The sequence below is a fragment of the Paenibacillus sp. EKM212P genome, assembly GCF_011066115.1.
Taxonomy (GTDB): Bacteria; Bacillota; Bacilli; order Paenibacillales; family Paenibacillaceae; genus Paenibacillus; species Paenibacillus polymyxa_B.
Map to the genome: position 1 here is coordinate 43,395 of NZ_JAAMNR010000003.1, position 22,593 is coordinate 65,987.

Genomic DNA, 22,593 nt, shown 5'->3' on the forward strand with positions numbered 1-22,593 from the left:
AAAGAATAAAATCATGAATCCTCTATCCAAAACACTAAAGTATAAATAAGCACCTACAGGAGGTTAAAAGAATGGCCTACGAACCAATCTGGAACGCTCATCCCGATAAGCTTAACAAATTCGAGTTAGTCAAGCTGGAAAAGGACGGTCTCGACGTTATCCGTACCATTATTGAAAACTATGCCAACGAAGGCTATGACTCGATCTCTGCGGACGATATGGACCGTTTCAAATGGGCTGGGGTATATCAGCAAAAGCCCAAGGATGGTCATTTCATGATGCGGGTCCGCATCAACACAGGGATCATGACTTCAGCACAGGCACATGCATTGGCGGACATATCCGCGCTATATGGACGCGGTCTTGTGGATGTCACCACTCGCCAGGCGATTCAATTTCACTGGCTGACGGTCGAAAGCTTGCCCGATATTTTCGAAAGACTGGAAAAAGTCAATTTGTATTCCTTTGAAGCCTGTGGAGACTGCCCGCGTACCATTGTCGGTAACCCGCTGGCTGGCATCGATCCCAATGAATTGGTGGATACCCAGGAGATTGTAGATGAAGTAAACCGCTTTTTCTTATTAAATCGAGACTTCTCCAATCTGCCACGTAAGTACAAAATGTCTATCTCCGGTAATACGTACAACAATGCACAGGCTGAAATTAACGACCTGTCCTTCACTCCGGCCACCAAGATACTTGACGGAAAAGAAGTGATCGGCTTCCATGTGATGGTTGGTGGAGGTTTGTCCGCCAAGCCACATATGGCACAGTCTCTGGATTTGTTTGTTCGTCCTGAGGAAGTACTGAAGGTTGCTATTGCTGTCACCACCATTTTCCGTGATTACGGCTATCGGGAAAAGCGGCACCATGCCCGCTTGAAATTCCTCGTTGCCGATTGGGGCCCAGACAAATTTCTGGCTAAGCTCACCGAGTACATCGGTGAAATGCCCGGACGAGGCGAGGACAAAACGATTGGCTGGCAAGCCGCCTATTTTGACGGTGTGCATCCTCAAGCTCAAAAAGGTCTGAACTATGTCGGTCTGAACGTGCCTGTCGGTCGCCTTAGTGCTGATGAGTTACATGAACTGGCCGACCTGGCTGACCGCTATGGCGATGGTCAGATTCGTACCACGATGTCGCAAAATATTTTGCTGAGCGGCGTGCCGGATGAGCAAGTGGATGAACTACTGGAAGCCCCCGTGCTGCAACGCCTGACACCACAGCCCAAGCATTTTATGAGCCGTACAGTATCGTGCACAGGAAATGAGTTTTGCAATCTGGCGATAGTGGAAACCAAAAAACGGGCGGTTGACGTTGCCGAGTATTTGGATCAGCACGTACAATTGGATGAAAAAGTGCGCATTCATTTTATCGGTTGCCCGAATTCCTGCGGTCAAAAGCATATTGCGGACATTGGTCTGCAAGGCTCGCTTATTAAGACACCGGAAGGCTTGGTCGACGCGTTCGATATCGCTGTCGGCGGAGCGCTTGGAGCAGGCGCCCAGTTTAACAAGGCGCTCAAAGGTCGCGTACGCGGGGATCAGGTTGGACCTGTACTGGCAGAGCTCATTCTGTTCTACAAAGAAAATAGGAGCGCTGGCGAAAGCTTTTACGCATATGTACAGCGTGTAGGTATTCCGACTTTCCAGGAAAAGCTGTCTGCCATTTTACAATCCAGCCACGTTGCATCCTAAATATAGAGTCTATTAACAGCCTGCTTGTATCACATATACAAGCAGGCTGTTTCTTATCGTCATACAACCTCGCAATATCCTTTCCCTCAATTTCACAAAAAAAGACACCGGATTACTCCGGTATCAATATTTTCGCAAAATCCAGTACTGTTGGCTTATGAGCTCCTGTTGTAGATGTCACCACCACGTAGCCTGAAGGTATCTTGTATATCAATCCCGTATCGTATCGGATGCCGAAGGAATTATCCTCCTTATAATGAGTCCTCGTTTCCCACACCTTCGTACCGTTTCCTTTCAGGCCTGTAATGGTGATGCCATGCATCTTCGTGGTTTTACCCAGTGGATCATATTGATCACTGAACTGGACATACAACTGCTCCTCAGGCAGATACACCCGGTCAGCCGCATAGTCCTCTGTATTACTAAATAATTGCAGACCATTACTAAGCACCTGTGTACGCTTGCTGTTTCCTTTAAGCCCTGTTACAGCAATATGACCGCTCGGCAACTCACGTACTGCGGCAATTTCTTTACCTGATCCTAAGTCCAGATGGATGTCACGAATATCGCGACCATATACATCTGCTTGTACCCCAACGGGACCATCTGAGCTGTTCAAAAGCGCATAATATCCATTGTGACTGCCGACCAGCCAACCCGAGGTCACTCCGGCCGTCGTTCGATTCCATTGTAGATCGCCAGTTTCAGTGTATTTGAGTACAGTGAAGGACTGCTCCGCAAGGTTTAGATAGGAGACCAGGAAACTGCCATCCTCCAGTGTCTCCAAACCAACCTGAGAATCCTGCCCATGAGAGATCAAGCCATCTGTGGGTAATGTTTTGGACCACAAGGTGTTTCCACCCTCGTCCAATCGTGAAGCCTGCACCTCTCGTATTCCGTTCGGTTTTGTATAATCAATCAGAAACAGCAAGCCACCATCCGACGTCTCCCGCTGGACTCCCCTGCTGCTTGTTCCGGGTTGTACGTTCAGGTCCTGCTGATGTTTCCATATAGCCTCCACAGAACTGTCCAGCTTGCCATATGTGACGTGTACTACACTTGCTTCTGTATCGTCCTCGACGTTCAGCATTAAAAACCCACCATTCGCTGCGGGTTGAATGTAATCATGAGCGTTTTCTAAATCCTTAATACTGCCAATTGCTGCACTTGTTTCGATTTCGGCTTGTTTGGGCGCAAACGCCTCGGACACCTCGGAGGCATAGGACGGTGCAGCACTATAACCCATCAAACATGCCGCCAAAGCAGCTCCTGCTGCCCATGTATACACACGTGTACGTAAAACTCTACTTTGCTTAACCTTCAAGCGTTCCAGCTCCCTTCATGACTTCCTCAGAGATGTTGTATGAACCTTAGATGTGATAAAACTACAGACGGTTTCGCTTCAACTTGTAATGGTTGTCACGCGGGCACGGAACTTCGTATGATGCTATATAATCATGATTTATATATTTACCTCTTCAAGCCCGAGCCTAAACATTCAAAACTCCAAAATTTAGAGCCTACTCAGAGACTTTCTGTCGATGAATATACGTATAGATTTATTATTCCAGCGCTTGGTAAACTATGTGTCACATGCTTTAACGCAGGAATTTGATAAAAGTTTTCTTTTTCTACAAAAAAAATAAAACCCTGCCAAGGCGAAGGCATCAATACAGTAGCTCGTATTCTGCCTTCCTGCCTATGCAGGGCTTTTAAAACTATGTTAAACGGTATCTATAGATCGACTGTCTGAAGCGCTTGGCTACGCTCTGTATCCCGTTCAAGGATCGGCTTTAAGTATCGACCTGTATAGGATTCTTCGACTTTCACAAGTTGCTCCGGTGTGCCGGTAGCCAAGATCGTTCCACCGCCGCTTCCGCCTTCTGGTCCCAAATCAATCAGATAATCGGCTGTTTTAATCACATCCAGATTATGCTCAATGACCAGCACCGTCTCTCCTGAATCAACCAAACGATGCAGCACCGTCAATAATCGGTCAATATCGTGAACATGCAGACCGGTTGTCGGCTCGTCCAAAATATAAATGGTTTTGCCTGTGCTGCGACGATACAATTCGGAGGCCAGCTTCACACGCTGTGCTTCACCGCCAGACAAGGTAGTCGCAGGCTGACCCAGCTTGATATACCCCAAACCTACATCCATCAGTGTCTGGATCTTGCGATGAATCTTCGGAATATTTTCAAAAAACTCCGTTGCATCCTCTACCGTCATCTCCAGCACATCGGCAATACTTTTCCCTTTGTATTTAACCTCTAGGGTCTCCCGGTTATAACGCTTGCCTTTACACACTTCGCATGGAACATACACATCCGGCAGAAAATGCATCTCAATCTTGATGATGCCGTCGCCTCTACAAGCTTCACAACGACCTCCCTTAACGTTAAAGCTAAAGCGGCCTTTCTTGTAGCCTCGTACTTTGGCCTCGTTCGTCTGCGAGAATAAGTCACGGATATCATCAAATACACCAGTATACGTTGCAGGATTGGAACGCGGTGTACGGCCAATTGGCGATTGATCGATCTCAACAACCTTTTCGATATGTTCTAGTCCGCGAATTTCTTTATGCTGCCCTGGACGTACTCTCGCCCGGTTCAGATCACGCGCCAACGTTTTGTACAAAATTTCGTTGACCAGTGTCGATTTTCCAGAGCCGGATACACCAGTAACAGCTGAGAAAACACCCAGCGGAATTTTGACATTCACATTTTTGAGATTGTTCTCCTTGGCTCCGCGAATCTCCAGCCATTTATCAGCAGGCTTGCGCCGCTCGGTATTGACCGGAATGAACTTACGTCCGCTCAAATACTGCCCGGTTAAGGAATTCGGGTCTTCCATAACTTCCTGCGGAGTCCCCTGCGACATGATCATCCCACCATGGATTCCAGCTCCCGGCCCGATATCAATGATATAGTCCGCTGCCATCATCGTATCTTCGTCATGCTCCACCACAATCAACGTATTGCCAAGATTTCGCATATGCTCCAAAGCACTAATCAGACGGTCATTATCTCGCTGATGCAGACCGATACTAGGCTCATCCAAAATATAAAGCACACCCATCAGACTGGACCCGATCTGTGTCGCCAGTCGGATACGCTGTGCTTCACCGCCTGACAACGTGCCTGCCGCACGACTTAAAGTCAGGTATTCCAGACCAACGTTAACGAGGAATCCCAGGCGGCTGTTAATTTCTTTTAAAATGAGATTGGCAATCGACTTCTCCTTCTCACTCAGCTCCAGTGTATGGAAAAAGTTTGAGGCTTCACCGATAGACAAAGCTGTCACAAAAGCTATATTACGCTCTTGAATGGTTACCGACAGACTTTCTTTTTTCAGACGGTGTCCCTTACAGGTGTTACATGGCTTTGCACTCATAAAGCCTTCAATAAATTCACGTATACCTTCGGAAGCCGTATCACGATAACGACGCTCCAGATTGGGAATAATCCCCTCGAAGGTCACATAGGCTTCCTTACGTTGACCAAAATCATTCTCATAGCGGAAACGGATCTTCTGCTCTCCCGTTCCATGTAAAATGAGGTTCATTTGTTCTGTCGTCAATTGACTAACAGGAATGTCCTGCGGAATACCGTAGTGCTCGCATACTGACTGTAAAAATTGAGGATAATAAGTGGAAGTTCCCCCGCTCCATGCCTGAAACGCTCCATCCTCCACACTTTTTTCAGGATCGGGGATGAGCAAATCAGGGTCAACCACCATTTTAACTCCTAACCCATCACAATCGGGACAAGCGCCGAACGGACTATTAAAGGAAAACATTCTTGGAGACAGCTCATCTATGCTGAATCCACAAATAGGACATGCAAAGTTGGAGCTGAACCGCAACTCCTCTTGCCCCATAATGTCTACAAGCAACTGCCCACCTGAAAGATTCAGCGCCGTCTCAATAGAGTCAGACAGACGCGCACGCACATCTTCCTTGACTACGATGCGGTCTACGACCACTTCAATCGAGTGCTTCTTGTTCTTTTCCAGCTCAATCTTCTCAGACAATTCACGTAGTTCTCCATTCACACGTACCCGTACAAAGCCCTGCTTGGCTATATCCGTGAACAGTGTTTTATGCTCACCTTTGCGGCCGGAAACCAATGGAGCCAGAATCTGCAGTCTTGTCTTTTCAGGATACTGCAAAATGCGGTCTACCATCTGCTCAACGGTCTGTGAAGTGATTTCAATGCCATGTTCAGGACAATGAGGATGACCCACCCGAGCAAACAACAACCGCAGGTAGTCATAGATTTCGGTAACCGTTCCGACAGTAGAACGCGGATTCCGACTTGTTGTTTTTTGGTCAATGGAAATGGCAGGAGACAGACCGTCAATCGAATCAACGTCTGGTTTCTCCATTTGCCCGAGGAATTGACGGGCATACGCAGATAAAGATTCCACATACCGCCGCTGCCCTTCCGCATAGATCGTATCGAAAGCCAGTGACGATTTACCTGAGCCGCTAAGCCCTGTCAGGACGACGAACTTGTCCCGTGGAATCGTCACGTCAATATTTTTGAGATTATGCGCGCGTGCGCCTTTGATGATGATGCTTTCATTCGCCAAATGTTTCATCTCCTTAGCCGTAGTTCACGTCATGCTATATCGCATTGGATTATCCCATGGAAGTGATATATCGCAAAGAGAACGACCACATAGGCCGCCCTCACTATTTTTAAAAGCAAAGCAATCAAACATTTTATTTTCATATGTTTTGCTTCTAGCTTATTCTCAATCTTTAATCAGCTCGTAACTCCAGCAAAGCATCACGCAGCTCGGCTGCCCGCTCGAACTGTAGGTTCTTGGCGGCATCTTTCATCTCTGCTTCCAGACGCTGAATGAGTGATTGACGCTCCTTCTTGGAAAGTTTACCCGTCTCATTAGGAAGGTAATCATTCTTAGACTCTGCCACCTTGGTTGCTTCAATAACATCACGAATCTTTTTACGGATGGTTTGCGGGGTAATCCCATGTTCTTCATTATACTGAATTTGGATCGCACGACGACGTTCCGTTTCCTTTATCGCTTTATCCATAGAATCGGTAATCTTATCGCCGTACATAATAACACGACCGTCACTGTTCCGTGCTGCCCGTCCGATCGTCTGTATCAGAGAGCGCTCAGAACGCAGGAAGCCTTCTTTGTCCGCATCCAAAATCGCGACCAGCGATACTTCCGGCAAATCGAGGCCTTCCCGCAACAAGTTGATCCCGATTAGCACGTCGAAGGTCCCTAGACGAAGATCCCGCAAAATAGCCATCCGCTCCAACGTCTTAATCTCGGAGTGCATATACCGAACCTTGATGCCTACTTCTTTTAAATAGTCAGTCAAATCTTCAGACATCTTCTTCGTAAGTGTAGTCACCAGCACCCGTTCTTCACGTTCTATGCGAAGCCGTATTTCACTAATGAGATCATCAATCTGCCCCTTGCTCGGACGCACCTCAATAATCGGATCAAGAAGCCCGGTAGGACGAATAATCTGCTGTACCATCGTTTCGCATTTCTCCATCTCATAAGGTCCTGGAGTAGCAGATACATAGATGATCTGACTTACCTTGTCCTCGAACTCTTCAAACTTCAACGGGCGATTATCCAATGCAGATGGCAAACGAAATCCATGTTCTACCAGTACATTCTTACGTGCTTGGTCACCGTTATACATGGCACGAATCTGCGGCAACGTAACATGGGACTCGTCAATGACGATCAGCATATCATCCGGGAAATAATCCATCAGCGTATATGGTGTCGCTCCTCGCTCGCGGAATGTCAGTGGACCTGAATAATTCTCGACGCCGGAACAAAAACCAACCTCTTTCATCATCTCGATATCATAGCGGGTACGTTGTTCCAAACGTTGTGCCTCTAAGAGCTTCCCTTGCTCCTTCAACTCCGCTAATCGCTCTTCAAGCTCACGTTCAATGTTGACCAACGCTACCTTCATCGTATCCTCATGAGTAACGAAGTGAGATGCCGGGAAAATGGCAATATGATCACGTTCACCGATCAATTCACCCGTAAGCACATTAATCTCGGTAATTCGTTCAATTTCATCCCCGAACAGTTCTACACGTATAGCGTGTTCCCCTTGGGAAGCCGGGAATATCTCGACAACATCCCCCCGTACACGGAAAGTACCCCGCACGAAGTTGATATCGTTCCGCTGATATTGAATATCGACCAAGCGGGACAAAATCTGATTGCGGGGTTTCTCCATGCCGACTCTAAGCGAAAGCAGCAAGCTTGAATATTCTTTCGGGGAACCCAAACCATAAATGCAGGAGACACTCGCTACAATAATAACGTCACGACGCTCAAACAGAGAGCTTGTCGCTGAGTGGCGAAGTTTATCAATCTCCTCATTGATGCTGGAATCCTTCTCAATATACGTATCGGAAGACGGAATGTATGCTTCCGGTTGATAGTAATCATAGTAGCTGACAAAATAATCGACTGAGTTATTCGGAAAGAACTCTTTAAACTCACTCGCCAGTTGAGCAGCCAAAGTCTTATTATGTGCAATAACCAGCGTAGGCCGATTCAACTTGGCAATGGTCTGTGCGATGGTAAACGTCTTACCTGTTCCCGTAGCACCCAATAGCGTCTGATGCTTCTTTCCTTCTGCAATTCCCTCTACCAATTCAAAAATGGCCTGAGGTTGATCGCCTTGAGGTTGGAATTCCGACTGAATTTCAAAAGTCTTATCGCTAACAACGATATCACTCATTGCCCTGCATCACCCTTATCGTCTAAAATGGAAACATCATGATTTTACACCAGTCGAGCTTTAACGTCTTTACCTGTAACTCTATGTCGATATTTCCCGAGCAATGATACTTGGGAAATATGGTTGGATAAGAATGTTTGTTCCCGTATTATACCTCTTTCTTACCGTGGATGCAAACGATAAGTCTTGAATAGGAGTGAATTAAATTTTGGATATCACCATCGTATTGGGCATCATCGCAGGAATCATTGCATTAATCGGTGGCTTCTTATGGGAAGGCGGCGAATTTACAGGGCTGCTTCAAGGTACATCGGCTCTAATTGTATTTGGGGGAACTTTCGCCGCAGTTGTGATCAGCTACCCAGCTTCCAAGCTGAAGACGATCCCCACCGCTCTACGGATGGCATTTAGCCGTGAGGACAATCCTACGAAGCAATATATAGAAGATTTGGTTTCCATGGCGGCCACCTCACGCCGATCCGGTGTGCTTGCGCTAGAGCGTACTTCATCAGAGCATCCGAATGCATTTTTGCGTGAAGGTCTTCAGTTGGTCATCGACGGCACCGAGCAGGAGCAGATCAAACAGATTTTAGAGCTTGAGTTAGATGCCATTGAACACAAACATGAAGGGTACGCCAAAATATTCGAATCCGCAGGCGGTTATGCCCCTACGATGGGGATTATCGGTACTGTCATGGGCCTGATCCATGTACTGGGCAGCCTGACCGAGCCTACTGCGCTTGGTCCGTCTATTGCTGTTGCTTTTATCGCAACACTATACGGCGTTGCTAGCGCCAACCTGATCTTCCTGCCCATCGCATCCAAAATAAGAGCAGCCAGTGAGAGTGAAATTATCACTATGGATTTGCTGCTGCAAGGTATTCTGGCTATTCAAAACGGAGAGAATCCAAAGCTTGTACGCAAAAAGTTAGAGTTCTTTATCCGCTCAGAGCAAAATATAGATCGCAAACCGCCTCGTCGCTCGCTCACAGAGGAAGCTTCTCCAAAGGAGGACTTCCATGAGAGCGCGCGGTAAGCGCCGTGGGGGTCAAGGAGGCGGCGGAGACCATCGTGACCGCTGGATGATTACCTATGCCGATCTGATCACCCTGCTGCTCATATTTTTCGTTGTGATGTATGCCATGAGTAGTCTGGATGCTAAAAAATACGATGTCGTTGTTCAATCCCTCCAGGATACGTTCCACAAAGGAGATTCTATTTTGGAGCAAGGCTCGGGCATTACAGGTACTGCCGATCGTTACACCAGCAAGAATCCACCCACGACCAAGCAACCAGCAGCCGATAAAAAGGAAGCTGGATCGACTAAGCTCACCGAACGTGAACAAGCATTTCGCACGCAGGAAAAAGAGCTGCAAAATTTAATGGGTGTCATTCAAGAATATATTACGGACAACAAACTGGAAAACCAGATTTTTGTGTCAGATCAGCCGCGTGGTATTGTCATTACGCTAAATGACCGCTTTTTATTCGATCAAGGTAGAGCTGCACTCAAGCAAGGCTCTGCCAACACGCTATCCAAGTTGGCCAGTCTGTTTCGAGATTTGAAAACACCGATTAGCATTGAGGGCCATACGGACAACATTCCGTTCACGCGCTCCTCGAACTCATCGACGTATAAGGATAACTGGGAGCTTTCCGGCGCACGGGCACTATCTGTACTCCGATTCTTTCTCGACAGAGAGCAACTGTCACCCTCAGGATTTCAGTATGCGGGTTATGCAGATACCCGGCCGGTTGGTGACAATAGCACCGAAGCTGGGCGACAAAAAAACCGCCGTGTCGAAATCACCGTACTACGCCAGCTTCAACAGTAAAACCCAAAAACCTCCTGAGTCACGCAATAACGTGAATCGGGAGGTTTTTTTGATACATATTCATCATTAATACATGGCTTCCGCTCTGATGTAGACGCAGAACAATAAACCGTACGAACAACGTGGATAAGAGCGGCGTACGAGATGCATAGAGATTATTTTGTTTATTCTATATCCCACTATGTATTAGAAGCCCTGGTGAAGTTAGGTTTTATCTTGTCATGATACTTGAAGATTAATAAGATAGGACAAGCTCGTGTTGCTTCTCTTGTATTTGTGAACTTTGGGGTATGCTCTGTTGTCTACGATAGCTATATTTCCAGTCGCTGTATTTATTAAGGAGTCGATCCAATTCCATGGACTTGATTAACACCCGCCGATCCTTCAATCCCACCTCATTCGCCAAATCATTTAGTTCCTTCCGCTTTTCTTCGATGCATTCCTCCAATTGTTTCCATTTCACATCAATAAACCTCCTGTTCGGTGTGGTATTTACATTAGTTTACAAGCTGATACCTTCCCTACAGGTTAAAAATATAATAAAACCCAATTCATCCCTTTAACGGGATGAATCAAAAAACCAGCCTCAGTAAGGCTGGTTTTTTGATAACTATTAACCTCCTGCACCATGTCCAAAAACAACAATGTTATGAGAGAATGCTAAAAAGCTAAAAAAACCCATAATCAGCATGTATTTAAGGTTTTTTACTCGCATTGATTAAAACCTCCTCCATGATACCTTCATATTCTGATTTTTGGTCTTTTGTTGCTTTGTTTCTAAACCTTTCAAATAATGCTGTACAAATCATAAACTTTTCTTTACTGCTGATTTCCAGACATTTCTTCAAGCTTTTTAAAACATAATAGATGCCTTTTTCATGGGAAAGGTTATTAAACATATATATGGCCAGTTGGTAACACAAATCAGCATAAGTGTCATAACTAAATGACTGTTTATAGTAGCTGGCTTTCATAGATAATTCATTATTAAATGAGGCCAATTCATGAGAAAACTGTTGGAGAATATGTTCAATTAAAAAACCGTGCTTGTTAGCCGACTCAACTATCGTTAATAAACCCAACAAAATCTCGGGTGGGTTATTTTTCAGAAATTGAATATACATTGGTAAACTACTTGTATCGCCCATAAGAATTTTCAAGCTAAGTTGATTAGCATTTGCCCAAAGGGTGAACTTTTGTACTTCTTTTTGTCCAATTTCCCCTAAATCTTCAAACCAACTCAGATCAGCATAGCCAGAAATATAATTCATGGCCTCCTCATATCTTTCTTGTTTTTCCAATGCAATTCCCTTCATCAAATAACCTTGACCATAGTAGACAACTAAATGTCTTTCAGTTTTCAATGTAAAACTCTTTTTATTAGTTTCTCTACTTTTACATACAATAGTTGTAAGCGCTCTTAATTCATCCGCATAACGCTCCGCTTCTTTCCATTGATGCAAATTGTGATAAAGATTTAACAGTTTAAGCAAACCATCTAAATGATATTCTAAGGGTACCCGATTTCTAAAGGGTACAAATCTTAGGGCGGCCTCCAAATTTCTTTCCATACTTTCACTAACAGAGATTGAAAAAATTCTATAATGACTAATTGCCAACCTCTCTGAATGTTGGTATTTCTCATTTTCAATGACACATTCATAGAAAGGAATTGCCTCTTTTAACTTCCCTTCTTCATAAAGCTCCTCTGCCAAAGCAAAGATTGTTGGAATGTGGTTAAGATCTTCCATTAAGCGTGAGAGCACTTTCTCCACGCATCGCAAATTTCCTACTTCAACACAACGAATCAGGAACGGCTTGACCCTTTTCCAATGTGGTCTTCCATCATAAAAACATTCATCCACATACAGGTCATACAACCAGCCTTCTGGATAATTAAAGGCTTTGGTAATCAAGTCCATTTGTCTTACCGAGATAGGTTTAGGCGGATTGCCGTTAAGCATAGCACTAAATATGCCCCGGTTAAGCCCCGTAGCTTGTCCAAAACTATTAAAAGTGTAGCCACCTAGTTTTAATTCTTTCTCAATTTCCGAACGGATCGTGGTTGCATTTTCCAATAAAAACCCCCCCGGCGTATTCAGAGGATTTTAAAAAATCACCCTCCTCGACAATCAATTACAATATACTAGAAATTATATGAATAAATTGGATGACGGTCAACCCCTTTTCTACACTGTTTTATTATATTATGGAATTTGATGTTTATTAAAATAGTTCTTACAAGAACTAAATATCGAATAATTAAGGTAATTTAATTACCTCCACGCTTAATCCAGCTTTGTCTACACTCATACTATAGGAGTGTGGGTGTCTATGGAAACAACCAAACTATTAGGAACGAAAATCCGTCAATTTCGAAAATTGCGGGGTATTACACAAGAACAGTTAGCAGAAGCATCCGATTCAACAGGTTCCTATATCGGCAAGTTGGAGCGCGGTGAGGTCAATGTACAAATTAAAACTTTGGAGAAAATAGCCGAAGCGCTAGACACCAATGTATTTGCATTTTTTGATTTTAATCCTTTTAAAGAACTCAAAAGTCAGCCCTGGATATGGGAATGCGTTCATATCCTTTCCCAGCAGAATGAAGCGGATCAGAATAAAGCTTATCGTATTTTAAAAGAACTGTTTACCTCTTCAGAGCGTGAGCTTTCTGAAAATAACTTCGATGATTCAGGCAACTAACTAAAAAATTAACTTTTTCCCGAGTAGTCATACACGTAATATGTCAAAAGGACTATATAATTTACTTAGAGTAGTAGATTATATAGCCCTTTTGTATTCTAAAAAGTCATTTCCTTGATATTGTTCTCCACTGCTTTAATCACTTTTTCATATTCTGTCCGTTGTTCATGTGTCGAATGATCCTTATATTTCTCAAACAACAACGTGATAGACTTGATATAGTAAGCCTTATCGTTTAACTGTGAAGTTGCCTTTAAACTATTCAGCATACAGTCTATTGCCTCAGAATAGTTCCCTTTATTAAAATAGTAGCGACTAAGCTCAAGAAAAAAACGGGAATAGTTTGCTAGATTATAATTCGTCTTGTAATAAGAAATATTTGTACGTAAGTCTCTAAACTCATTAATATTCTCTCCAAAAAGAATTAAATATTCGTCTATCATATAATTATAAGTATTGGCAGACTCTAATATGGTTAGTAACCCAAGTAATATTTCCTGAGGATTATTCCTAATAAGTTCTACATAGGCAGGTAAATTAGTCATATCTCCCATCAGAATTTCTAAATTCAAGCGGTTTGCTTCCGCCCACATTTCAAATTTCCGTGCCTCTAACATACCAACCTCATCTAGACCTTCAAAATCAGTTAAATTTGCATAGTAGGGGATGAACTCCATAGCTTTTTTGTATAACCCCTGTTTCTCGTAGGCATTCCCCTGCGTTAAATAGGCTTGACCATAATAGACGATTAGATGTCTTTCTGTATTTAGAGGCTTAACTTCACGTTTTCTTAATCTAACCTGAATCTGCTGCTGATAAATATTTGTGGCAATTACCTCAAGTTCTCTTGTATATCGTATAGTTGTCTCACAATCATCAACTTGGTAGTACACATTTGCCAGCTTTAATAAAGCATCCAATTGATGAGATTCAGGCAAATTTTTGCGATAAGGAGCAAATTTTATAGCTTGTTGACGATTATTCTCTAAATCTTTGTTTAAAGAACAAGAAAATAGCCTAAACTGGCTGATTGCCAACCGCTCGGAATGATGGTACCTTTCGTTCTCTACCACACACTCGTAAAAGGGGATCGCTTCCTTTTCCTTGCCTGCTTCGTGCAGTTCTTCTGCAAACTCAAATACCGTCGATACATAGGACAAGTCCTCGGTTAGCCTCGACAATACCCTTCGAATACAGTCCTTTCTTCCTAACTCCACACAACGCATTAAAAAAGGCTTAATCCGTTTCCAGTGCCCTTTTCCCTCGTAGAAGCATTCATCTATGTACAACTCATACAGCCAGCCTTCGGGATATCCCAGTGCCTTGGTAATCAAGTCCATCTGCCGAACCGAGATCGGCTTAGGCGGGTTACTGTTCAGCATGGTACTGAATGTACCACGGTTAATTCCAGATATTTTACTGAAGCTGCTAAATGTGTAACCCCTCTGCTTTAGTTCTGTCTCTATCTTGGAGCGGATCGTAGGTGTATGTTCCATGCCAATCCCCCTCAATAAGTTTTAGACATAGCGTAAGTGGTGCTTATATGTAAAATCCATCTTATAGGAAATTCATTTCAGTACAAAATTACGAAAATAGTGAAATATATGGTCTATATATCCACTTTAATTTATGATGCCTTAGACAGAAGTCTTTTTTTTATGATTTCCCATGACAATCGGGGCTTGGAACACATCCCTTTTTCAACATTCAAGCCCTTCATTAAAGTACTGATTATTTAATGCAAAAAGGGCTCTCTCGGATTTATCCAAGAATGCCCTTCGTTTTTCCTTTTAGTGAAATCTAGAGAATACTGCACTGCTAATGCTGCTATTGATAAGCAGGCGTAATACTACCGAAGACGCCCGTATACATATAAAACTCAAACGATTGTATCTACAGTTCAAAGACTGATTAGTGTACTAGTTATGTCATTTTACGAGGTTCTTGGGCGTAATTGAGTCCATTTTGTAGGGTTATCTACCGTTGCCGCTCCACGCTGTACTCTTGGACTAACTTCTAACCAAGGCTCATCATATCCTAAATCTGCGTGATATTCTACATTTACTTTACTTGATATATCAAAATCTGTTGGATTCCCTGAGCTTGTTCTAGTATTAGATGGTCCCCATACATACACATCATTATATTCATAGGCATACTCGATAACCCCATCGCAACGTATATCTGTGATTTCATCAACATGGACGTAGGATGATGAGCGATGATCGTCATGCATAAGTTGCGCTTGAGCAGTATAAGAAATGTCTGGATCGGCGGTCATTGCAGCAACCGTGCTTACAATATAACCTCTTTTCGAATCTGTTATAGAAGGATTGGTATAAAACCCATAGAATGTTTTACCAGATTTAAAGCTATCAAAATCACTCAATACAACCCCACTGGCAATGCCCCTAATTTCATAAACCACACCACTATTTCCGCGTACGCCACCATGGTCACTTCCAAAAGTAAGCCATCCCCCCTCTCTATATCCTGCATCACCTCTATCTGCCGCGTGAGTGTAACTAGCTCCTAGTAAAACTAATAGTGGAAGTAGTATAGCTAACAGTACTTTTTTATTTAGAAGCGAAATATTATGCATTATTATTTCCCCTCCCACTTCTTGGTATTAAACTCATCAACAAGATTTTCCGGTATAATCGTCTCTAAAGCGTGTTCTGCTGATTTGATAACCTCTGAGTTTTTGGAATTTTTATGGATTTCTTTTATGTCAGGGTACACTTCTCCATAATTGATAATCTCTGATGCTTTTAAAGCTGTTATGATTTTATCATCAGATTGACTTTTCAACATGGATGAAATGGTGTTCAAATTTCTTAGTAAGGAGTACTTACCAATTTCCTCTGCATTGCCCTTAAACTTCCCCTGATGCTGTACAACTAGATTTACTGCTTCCTCACCACCAGAAACACCAAGCGCGTATATTGTACTTTCAAAAACTTGCTCATCCTTAGTTTCATTAAGAATTTTCTTCACAACTTCCGTATAATTATCTAGCTCTCCGGCTTTTGCAGCGCTTGTAACCAAAGTGCGAAGTAAAGGATCATTCGCGTTCTCACTTTTGCTTAAAGAAGATAAGACCACTTTAAAATGAGGATCATTTAACCTCCGCATAGCTGTAATTGCGGCGGACCTTACTTGAACAGATTCATTAGAATCATCAAATATTGCTTTCAAATTAATAGACTTTTCTTCAGCACTTAATGCAGCATCTTTTTGTGGCTCTAGTTGCAATAAAGCATATCTTCGAAGATTTTCGTCCTCACTCTTATTTTCTATAACGGTTTTAATCTTTTCGAGACTTCTTTTATCCAATTTGTTACCATTAGCCAGTATATCTATAATAAACGCTCTTAATTTTGAATTATACTCTTGGTCAGTTACGATATCTGAGACTCCAGCAGGCACTTTTCCCTGCCATTGTTTTTTTAAATAGGGTAAAATGGATTCTGCATATTTTTCAAAATTTGGCTCGTCATAAATGGAAAGTTCACCAAGTGTCTCGAATAACTCATTACCATTTAATGTTTTCAAATATTCAGTTTGTTTTCCCCGGCTATCTGAATCACCATACACTGATAAGTTGACTGTTTGAGCGTTATTCAGCGATTTCAATACTTCGACATGATCTAAATCTTTAAGCGACGATATGGTTGGTTTAACAAAGCCTGTCGAATCTTTTGAGGCAGCATTTAATGCTAGAGAAGCAGGAACGACAGAGGAAATTAAGAGAATGGTAGTCCCGATTGTTACAACCGTCTTATTTATTTTCATCACTTGACCTTCTTTCATGTTTAATGAAAATTAACTCATACCGTCCAAGAAGTAAGTGTATACTTTGTTGTATTATTTTTTTGCTACAACGACGACTATATGTTATGTTAACTGTAAATATTTGTTTGGAGGTATGGTTGATGAAATCATTTCGCTTTTGGTTGATTCTAATCTCAATTTTAGTAATTACTATAAATATTTCCGGTTATGATGACTATAATTTTTTATTGGCTATCATTAGCCCTTTGGTTTGGATGTACGAATCATTTCGATTTGTGCGAGAAGCAAATATTCCAATGCCTGTTATATACTTGACTACACTAGGCTTCTGGTATCTTATTGGTTTGATTTTGGATCGTCTAATAAAAAGAACAAGATAAAAATTTATTTCAAAATGCGGCATTACCTTATACCTACGCCTCCTTTGAAACAGGTGATTTTGCTTCTTTGTTAAAATGCAAGTCGCTATTAGCAGGTTTCTTCCGAGTTCGTCCCTGCATCCACTGAGCCAATTATTCTTAAACCTATCCTCCTTTCCACTGGCTATAATGAAATTATAATTCTTGATGTGTTACAAAAAAGATCGAAACAAACATATCATTTCATTTTTTTACAGAATAATCAATAAAAAGACGAGTCTCGAGAATTTGCCTGTCGGTCAGCCGAACTGAGATCGGCTTGGGTGGTTACTATCGGCGTGCCAAACTGAGATCGGCTTGGGTGGTTACTATCGGCGTGCCAAACTGCTCTTGTCCATCCTTTGTTATCCCTAGTAAACTTAGCTATAAGCTTTCCTGAACCCCCAGTCGAACTGGGGGTTTTCTTGTACAAAAAAATGAGCAGGTGGGAAACTAAATCCCCCTGCTCATTTCAGCGATGGTATTTATCTAATTTCAAAATGGAAATAATCGGTTGATTCACATGTCACCTTATATCAGACGCCTGTCTTAATTAGCTGTCGGTTCGGTTCCCCAGACAAGTATGCCGTTATGGTACAACGTAGCCTTCGTATGATCGGCGAATGAAGTCTGCGTGCCTTTATACGAGTAATCGTCACTTTCGTTATAGTTCGACCAGTCTGTTTTATGAATACGGGTTTGAATTTCGCCCGTGCTTCCTCCAGGTGCTAACACGCCAGTATTCGAGTTGAAGCTGACTTCCAAATAATAATCGGCACCTCCTACAGTTTTATCCATTTTAACCAGCTTACCATTCAGCTTCGAGCAGCTCAGCACCGCATAGTCGCAGTTGAATGTCTGGTCACGGTCACCGTCGATCGTGTAGTAGTAGCGAAGTTTCAACTCGTTGATCGGTACGGAGGCTGTACCTTTGTTTACAATTTGGAAATGCGGGTTCAAGTGATTGTCGTTCACATTTGTATCCGCTGTGCGATACTGGAGCACCAGTCCCGTTGTCGGCTGCTGAGTATCCGCTTTCGGTGCTGCGCTAGCCGTGTTCGAAAGCGTCTGTCCTGCATCGTTTTTCGCTACGACTTGGTAATAGTACATCGTGTCTGCCGTTACGGCTATGTCGGTGTAGCTGCTTCCGTATACATCGCTCGCAACTGTGGCGAACGTACCGTTTTCAGCCGTCGAACGCTTCACTTCATAGCTTGCGGCATTTGCCGATGCTGTCCAGCTCAGCTTTACTTTTGCCGTTTCGCCCGCTGCGTTCAGCGTGAAGCTGCCTGGTACTGATGGTTGCTCGGTAATGCCATACGTTTTTAAGTTAGTCGGGAGCTTTTCAAGCGTAATGACATTCGGATGATTATACACTTTTTTCAAATGCTCAAGACTGTTTTGTTTGCCGTCTCTCAAGAAATCCCCATACCATGTAGCGAACCAGCTCCAATGGGCTTGATACGCCTTCATAAGGTCAGGGTCCGGGATAGGTCCGTTTTCGCTCATGGCAACTAGCTTTTTGTCCTTGCCTAATGTAACAAGGTCTTCATATTTTGCAATTTGCGGGCTGTAGTCGCCTGCTTGTGGATAAGAGTCGAAGCTCAAAATATCCACATACTCATCTCCCGGATACCAGTCGGGAGCAACAGAGTTCCAGACCCAGATCAGATTGTTCAATTTGTGCACATTAGTCAAACGATCGTGCATCAAAATATACAATTTTTTAACAGGATCAGGACCTTTAGCGCCCCACCAGAACCATTTGCCTTCCGCTTCGTGCAAAGGACGGAACAGGACAGGAACTTTCGCATCCTGCAACTTCTTCAATTGCCCTGCAATCACATCGATGTCGCGAATAAGCAATTTATAATCTTCGGACTCTGGATGATTCATCGCATATTCTATATCGAATGTAGTCGAATCGGCATAGAAGCCTCTCCACCATTCTTTTCCCTGTGTATCGATCAGACCTTTCGGCGCGTTCCAGTGCCATGCAAAGGTAACAATGCCCCCTTGCTTATCCCATTCAATCGCCTTTTCCGTCTCTGTGGAACTAAGACCGTGTTCCGCTCTACTTGGGGAATAGTCAATCAGGTCAAGTGCCGCAATAGCCGGCTTTTTACCTACATTCGCTTGAAGCCAATCAATTTCGGGCATATCCTCTTGACCGGAAAGCATATTCTTCCCGTATTGATCAACCAGATAGTTCATCAATGCTCTTGCTTCTACCGTCGCATTCGGATTGGTGAGCGTTTTGGTTACTGCATGTGGTGGACGGTCAGCAGCTGGCTCCAGCTTGACGTAGTCGATATCATACCAGCCCCAGCCTGTTTCAAAACCGATCGTATTCGCCCCTGCATTCAACAGAACCTTACCACCGGAGGTTTCTTTAAAATCAGCCGATTTCCAAAGTACCAGCTCGCCAGACGCTTTGCCGTTTAAAGAGAAGTTGGTGCGTTTGTCATCATGAGGCGAACGGTAGCCGATTGTAAGATTGTACAAGCCTGCCGCCTCTGCCTGAATCGTCATCGTCAGGGAATCCCCTGCATTGTGGAAATTGGTTACATAACCAGTACCGGAGAAGCCGGTCCCGCTGGATTCCACAATGGTTCCCTTCAGCGTGCCATCTTCGGCTTCATAGCGATCCTGTCCGTCTACAGGCGTTCGCGGAACCGCTTTCAAAACATTGGATTCGCTCGTTCCCGCCTTTGTTTGTGCGGTTATTTTATAATAATAAGAAGTGCCGTTCGTTACGTTCGTATCCGTATAAGACGTTTCGACCAAGTTGGATGCTACAGCAGCAAAAGGACCGTTTTCATACGTTGCCCGCTGTACACTGTAACTTACAACTCGGCTGGAAGCGTCCCAGGATAAATCGACTTTCCCATCGCCAGCCTCAGCCCTCAGGGCAAAGCTTTCAGGACCTTCCACAGGTGGCACAGACGTATCATTGCCAGCAGTCAACACGATGTGATAAGCCGTCAAAGGCGGTACTGTATAGGTAAAGCGGTTGCCTGAAATTTGCGTGATTGGCGCTGCTCCCTTAATTTGCGAGCTATTTTTGTCGAAGCCCCATACTTTACCGGAACCGTAAGTCGTCTCGCCGGAAAGATCAAATTGGGCGTCGAATGCACTGTCCATGCTTTTATTCATGACAACGAGGTGCAGTTCTTTGTAGGATGCATCCGTTACGGAAGCATGCACCGAGCTATTAACAATATCCGACGTTTGCGCATGAACGCTGATATCACCGAAAGTAGAGCTTTTTCCGTCATAATTGCGGTAAAGCTTGTAAGCGGCACTAACGTAGTTGTTGGCACCATCCTTTAACTTCCAGTAGTTTGCCATATAAACGTCGTTTTTGCCCAAGATGCCCAGCACATCGGCCATAGCGATACCGCCGGAAATATCATTTTCGCCACCATAGCTATACTCAGTCAAAGCCAGCTTGGTTCCCGGGTAATACTTATCCACCGACTGCTTTAATCGAGGCAGTAAAGGCAAGAATTCACTGTTCCATTGAGCGATCCAGCTATCTTCCTTGTAGGTCGGATCCCACAAAGTACGAGGCGCTTGCATTCTGGCTTTCTTCGTTTCGTCATTGCCTACCTCATTTGTAATTCGTATGCCTCCACCCATCGCTTCAGGATACCAGTGCACATCGAAAACATCCAGCAATCTCTTGCCTTCAGCTTGCGAGCTGAGGCGCATTTGATCGAGGTAATAGTCCACGAACCAGCTGTAGTTGCCTTTTACAGAGTTCCAATCAGGTGCAGTTTGAAGATCTTTATAGGCGCCAAAACCGTAAAGGACGGGCCCAAAAATTTCCGCACCCGCGTCAACCGCCTTAACGGCTTTGGATAAACTTACCGACCGCTCTACCAACTCTTTCGCTCCGACCTTTTCACCATGAATGCGCGGATGCGTATGCGACCAGAGAGCGGGTTCATTGTCGAGCGAGTATCCTTTCACACCTGTTTTTGTTGAAGCAACGCCGTACTTTTTCACTAAAAAGTTGACGAATTCATCCGCATAAACCTGATTGTCATTCAGATCAGGCTGTAGTTGGAACGGCGCATTTTTAGCGTTTACGACCTCATTCCACCGAGCGGAAGGAGCCTTTTCGCTTTCCTGCACACTTCCGTTTCCATCCTTGGCCACATAACCGGCCATCGGCAGTGTGACTAAAGAATATGTGCCCTGCTTCAGCGATTGATCGTGAAACGAAGTCGTCACCGCCCCCGGCTTTTCACATTCAGCTTTTGTCAGACCGCCATTGTTGCATAAATAGTTATCGCTGGATTGCTCCCAATCGCTTCCTGCATTGGACATATTGTTTTCCCAGTTATATCCGGTCATTCGATTGCCACCAAGTCGTCTGGCAGTCAGATTCTCATCGCCTGACAACTCCTGATTCGTACCGTAAATATAAGGGCTAATAGGCTTACGATCCTTGGATGTATCGACTTTAATGGTAACAGTCTTTGCCGTTTGACCGTGAACTACAGCTGGAGCCGGTACAGCCCCCACTGCTATAATCGTGCATGCCATGACGATCGGCAGCCATTTGGAACGCTTGGACAAAATACCCCTGCAATTTTTCCCCTTCATGCCTCTTCCTCCCTTCAATTTAAAAAGAGCGGCACCCATACGAATGCCCCTCCTTGAGGCTTTAAGGCCCCTTTCCTGTCCCCAAACGAGCTTATCGTTCCGTTGCAGCGTCATATCCCTGCTTGAAATGTTCCAGCCGAAGACAACACCCTCTTTCTTTGAAACTGGATTTATAATATTACCTTAACACAAAGGTATATTGACATTTTTAACTATTATTTTAATTAGATAGTATTAATTTCTTAAATAACCATATAGCTTGAGTATCCCAATAGCTCTTGCTCATCCACACTCGTCTTCCCTAGCGCACTTTATCCTTTTGAATAAGCTTATAATAGATGCGTGCAGGCTCTGACTCTCCAGTGGATAAAATGTATTCTGCCAAAGGCGCGCACAGCTTTTGGAGATAGAAGGAGTATAGCAGCTCGGCCGTGTCAAAATGAATTTTCAGCACTTGCTTCATCAAGCCTTCGAATTTGGAGTAATCCAGTTCTTCCGGGGTAATATCAAACGGGTATTCAGGAAAGGTTTTTTTCTGAATTTCAACAAACTGCTCCCTAAGCTTCGGTTGATTGCCTGAACGGGCAGCCGAGAAATTCATCATAAAAAAAGATACAAAATCCGTCTCACGGTCACTTAACTCATAGTACTCACACCAACGCATGAATATCAGCGGTTTTACCATATATAAATCTCCTTTAACAAAAGTTCAGATTTATCATGAATCTTACAAAAATCTAGCGGGTTCCATCTTATGTAATATATAGGTTAAGCCCCATTTTAAAATA

The 22,593-nt window shown here is 43.7% G+C and carries 14 protein-coding genes; 4 read left to right on the top strand and 10 right to left on the bottom strand.

Annotated elements, in window-relative coordinates; all coding sequences use genetic code 11:
- Window positions 1–71 precede the first annotated feature (71 nt).
- On the top strand, window positions 72–1,697 hold the full coding sequence (locus G9G54_RS09485) for a nitrite/sulfite reductase (RefSeq protein WP_165177609.1): 1,626 nt from the start codon (window positions 72–74) through the stop codon (window positions 1,695–1,697).
- 112 nt (window positions 1,698–1,809) lie between these two features.
- Here the strand turns inward: G9G54_RS09485 and G9G54_RS09490 are convergent, their stop codons facing one another.
- From G9G54_RS09490 to uvrB, 3 genes are all read right to left on the bottom strand, one after another.
- Window positions 1,810–3,021, bottom strand: a complete 1,212-nt coding sequence (locus G9G54_RS09490; RefSeq protein WP_165177611.1) for a hypothetical protein — start codon at window positions 3,019–3,021, stop codon at window positions 1,810–1,812.
- 410 nt (window positions 3,022–3,431) lie between these two features.
- Window positions 3,432–6,293, bottom strand: coding sequence for an excinuclease ABC subunit UvrA (gene uvrA, locus G9G54_RS09495; RefSeq protein ID WP_165177613.1), 2,862 nt, complete (start codon window positions 6,291–6,293; stop codon window positions 3,432–3,434).
- A 172-nt stretch (window positions 6,294–6,465) separates the two neighbouring features.
- A complete protein-coding gene (gene uvrB, locus G9G54_RS09500; RefSeq protein WP_165177615.1) occupies window positions 6,466–8,457 on the bottom strand; it encodes an excinuclease ABC subunit UvrB in 1,992 nt (663 codons plus the stop codon).
- 208 nt (window positions 8,458–8,665) lie between these two features.
- Between uvrB and G9G54_RS09505 the strand changes: the two genes are divergently transcribed.
- A complete protein-coding gene (locus G9G54_RS09505) occupies window positions 8,666–9,493 on the top strand; it encodes a flagellar motor protein (protein WP_165177617.1) in 828 nt (275 codons plus the stop codon).
- Window positions 9,477–10,292, top strand: a complete 816-nt coding sequence (locus G9G54_RS09510; protein WP_013312222.1) for a flagellar motor protein MotB — start codon at window positions 9,477–9,479, stop codon at window positions 10,290–10,292. Before G9G54_RS09505 ends, G9G54_RS09510 begins: the two co-directional genes overlap by 17 nt.
- 235 nt (window positions 10,293–10,527) lie before the next feature.
- On the opposite strand, the gene G9G54_RS09515 is transcribed toward G9G54_RS09510, so the two are convergent.
- Window positions 10,528–10,755 (bottom strand): aspartyl-phosphate phosphatase Spo0E family protein, encoded by a 228-nt coding sequence (locus G9G54_RS09515; protein WP_023990607.1) that lies wholly within the window; start codon window positions 10,753–10,755, stop codon window positions 10,528–10,530.
- A 232-nt stretch (window positions 10,756–10,987) separates the two neighbouring features.
- Window positions 10,988–12,370 carry a DNA-binding protein gene (locus tag G9G54_RS09520; protein WP_165177619.1) on the bottom strand — a complete coding sequence of 461 codons (1,383 nt, stop codon included), beginning with the start codon at window positions 12,368–12,370 and terminating at the stop codon, window positions 10,988–10,990.
- A 256-nt stretch (window positions 12,371–12,626) separates the two neighbouring features.
- On the opposite strand from G9G54_RS09520, the gene G9G54_RS09525 reads away from it, so the two are divergent.
- Window positions 12,627–12,998 (top strand): helix-turn-helix domain-containing protein, encoded by a 372-nt coding sequence (locus G9G54_RS09525; RefSeq protein WP_076264483.1) that lies wholly within the window; start codon window positions 12,627–12,629, stop codon window positions 12,996–12,998.
- Between the two features lie 98 nt (window positions 12,999–13,096).
- Here the strand turns inward: G9G54_RS09525 and G9G54_RS09530 are convergent, their stop codons facing one another.
- The 5 genes from G9G54_RS09530 to G9G54_RS09550 all read right to left on the bottom strand — a co-directional run bounded on the left by G9G54_RS09530 (window position 13,097) and on the right by G9G54_RS09550 (window position 22,490).
- The gene (locus tag G9G54_RS09530) at window positions 13,097–14,494 is read right to left on the bottom strand and encodes a helix-turn-helix domain-containing protein (protein ID WP_165177621.1); all 1,398 of its coding nucleotides are present in this window, start codon (window positions 14,492–14,494) and stop codon (window positions 13,097–13,099) included.
- Between the two features lie 437 nt (window positions 14,495–14,931).
- Window positions 14,932–15,600 (bottom strand): hypothetical protein, encoded by a 669-nt coding sequence (locus G9G54_RS09535; protein WP_165177623.1) that lies wholly within the window; start codon window positions 15,598–15,600, stop codon window positions 14,932–14,934.
- 2 nt (window positions 15,601–15,602) lie between these two features.
- A complete protein-coding gene (locus G9G54_RS09540) occupies window positions 15,603–16,811 on the bottom strand; it encodes a HEAT repeat domain-containing protein (protein WP_238807880.1) in 1,209 nt (402 codons plus the stop codon).
- A 929-nt stretch (window positions 16,812–17,740) separates the two neighbouring features.
- The gene (locus G9G54_RS09545; RefSeq protein ID WP_165177627.1) at window positions 17,741–21,805 is read right to left on the bottom strand and encodes a glycosyl hydrolase; all 4,065 of its coding nucleotides are present in this window, start codon (window positions 21,803–21,805) and stop codon (window positions 17,741–17,743) included.
- Window positions 21,806–22,106: 301 nt separating this feature from the next.
- Window positions 22,107–22,490 (bottom strand): hypothetical protein, encoded by a 384-nt coding sequence (locus tag G9G54_RS09550; protein ID WP_023990615.1) that lies wholly within the window; start codon window positions 22,488–22,490, stop codon window positions 22,107–22,109.
- Between the last annotated feature and the right edge of the window lie 103 nt (window positions 22,491–22,593).